Source organism: Bacteroides sp. AM41-16, from assembly GCF_003603495.1.
In the GTDB taxonomy this organism is placed as follows: domain Bacteria; phylum Bacteroidota; class Bacteroidia; order Bacteroidales; family Bacteroidaceae; genus Bacteroides; species Bacteroides uniformis.
In genome coordinates this window covers 1-2495 of record NZ_QTNE01000046.1, presented here as the reverse complement: position 1 = coordinate 2495, position 2495 = coordinate 1, and the positions used below count along the sequence as shown (strand labels likewise).

1 protein-coding gene and 1 pseudogene are annotated in these 2495 nt (G+C 43.7%); both read right to left on the bottom strand.

Annotation, left to right across the window (positions count from 1 at the left end; all coding sequences use genetic code 11):
• Positions 1 to 143, bottom strand: a pseudogene (locus DW896_RS21800) (DNA methylase); the annotation flags it as partial.
• Positions 127 to 1812, bottom strand: coding sequence for a group II intron reverse transcriptase/maturase (gene ltrA / locus DW896_RS21265; RefSeq protein WP_049702337.1), 1686 nt, complete (start codon positions 1810 to 1812; stop codon positions 127 to 129). The gene ltrA and the pseudogene DW896_RS21800, both read right to left, overlap by 17 nt.
• Positions 1813 to 2495 lie beyond the last annotated feature (683 nt).

Sequence of the window (2495 nt, the reverse complement as noted above, 5' to 3'; positions counted from 1 at the left end):
GACGGTCGATCGGGTAGGTCAAGGGCATTGCTGCCCTCTTCCCCCCTAAGAACCGTACATGAGAGTTTCCCCTCATACGGCTCAAGCTTTTCTAAGCCTCTGTTTGTATGCAGAGACCGGCTCAAACTACTTCTTGTTTCCATTTGATTTGCGGGATAATTTAAAACATTCATCATGAACCAACAGATTGCATTTCTTTCCGTTTTGAACGGTTGGCATGACATTCCATGCCTTGTGCGTATCAATAGGCTCACCGCATATAGGACATTTGCGTCCTTGCTTTTCCCATAGGTACAGCAGTGACTTGCGTCCTTTTAGCGTAACAAGCATTTTCGACTTCTTTCTTTTATAGAAGTACAGACGACAGTCTGCATCAAACGGGTTCATGTCTCCTTTAATCTGCGTGTATTGCAGGAATGGAAACGATGAAGTCAGAGACAATAATGTCAATTGGTCTTCCTTTCCGTTTGGTTTCTTGAATTTTGAAGCGAAAGTCCATTTGTTCCCTCGAATGTCATGCCAATATCGGTCTTTTATCCACCGTTTCCCTTTCTTGGAATGACGGCGTTTTGCCCATTGCCATAGTGAGAGGAATATCTGATGGTCGATTCTGTGAAATGAATCACGTGTCGCCCCATGCTGATAATAACCTCCCCATCCTCGGATTTTAGAGTTCAACATTCTGATTAACGACTCCTGTCTGCAACCCTTGTTCTCCTTAATTACCTTACGGATATTCTCCATAAAGCGTTTCTCGGATTTCTTTGTCGGCTTGGTCAATATGTCCTTGCCGTATTTGCGGATATTAAAGCCAAGAAAATCAAAACCGTCATGCACGTTGGTTATCACCGTCTTTTCCTCTGATAAGGTCAGACCTCTTTCAGACATAAATTCAGCAACCAATGGCTTGATTTCATTTTCAAGAGTTTCCTTGTTCTCGCAAGTGATGATAAAATCATCCGCATAACGTACAAGGTTCACCATTGGTGAATACAACTTACCATTAACATGATGGCGCTTATATCTATCTGCAAGAGCTTTCTGCAATCCGTCCAAAGTCATATTGGCAAGTGTCGGAGAAATTATACCACCTTGCGGTGTTCCTTCCTCGGTCGGGAACATTTGCTTGTTGAAAACATAGCCACATTTCAACCATTTTCGGAGTATTGCCTTATCCATTGGGATATTGGCAAGTAACCACTCATGGCTGATATGGTCAAAACACCCTTTTATGTCACCCTCCAAAATCCATTCGGGAGAATATCCCTTTCGGAGAATGTTATGACATTGCTGTATTGCATCCATACAGCAGCGTTCCTTGCGGAAACCGTATGAACGAGTATCAGCTGTAGTTTCTGATACAGGCTCCAATGCCATAAGATAGAGTGCTTGCATGGCTCTGTCTTTCATTGTCGGTATTCCCAACGGTCGCAGTTTGCCGTTGCTCTTCTTGATATGAACTCTTCTCAGCGGCATTGGCTGGTAGCCTCTGCGTTTGAGTTGGGTTATTGCTTGCATTTTAGCTTTAGGGGTATCCCATATTTCTTTGTCAACCCCAGGAGTACAACCACCCCCGTTAGAAGTAACCCTCTTTACGGCTAAGGCTTTTGCGTAAAAAGAGTGGGTAAGCGTCCATTGCAAGGCTTTCACCTTGTTATGTCTGCCTTCCTTCTGAGCCTTTACAATACGAGCTTGAAGCTTCTTAACAGCTTGCTCCGCCTTAGTCCAGTCTATTCTGTCCCAATTTGATTGCAGGTTGTCAGTCGGCGCACACGATTGGTCGAGGAGATTTTCTTTGATTTTATCGTTCATTTGCATTCCTACTTTAAAAAGTTCTAAAAGTTTATTGTAAAGAATTACCATTTGGCTAATGTTGGGTATTTGCCTCCCAAACATTACCACAGAAGTCTGCCCACTTTCGTGGTAGGTTGATGTTGTCCCTTGTCAACTCGTGATAAGTGGCTCAAACCCTATCCGTCCCATTACAGAACGGCATTCGCTTTCTCTGTTATCTTATACCTGCACATCATTCAGCATCCATTACTTTCAGCTTACCTGTCTTTTGTCTGACAGGAGATGTACAGGCTTACCATGTTCCACATAGATAACTAACGGATAGGTTAGGTTCTGTCTCATCCTCCGACGGTCTTTACATCCGTGTAATCCTACCATGGAGAGGATTATCTGACCGCATCCCATTTTGGGTAGAGTGTATCAGTATCTTGCACTCTTTTACGACATTACGAAGTTTACTAACAGTTCGCTTACGCTAACCATACTATCCAGCCTCGCCACTCTACGGTATGATACTAACCATACTTGACTTCCCCTCACGGTTCTGTCTTGTCTTGTGAAAGTGTACTTTGTCCCGACCGCTTAATACAACATTAAGGTGCATCGGTCGGTAGGCTACCGCTGACGGAACAGCGGGTTAAAACTGATACTTAAAGTATCATTCCAACAATTATCTATGCGACTTCATGTCGCACCCACGG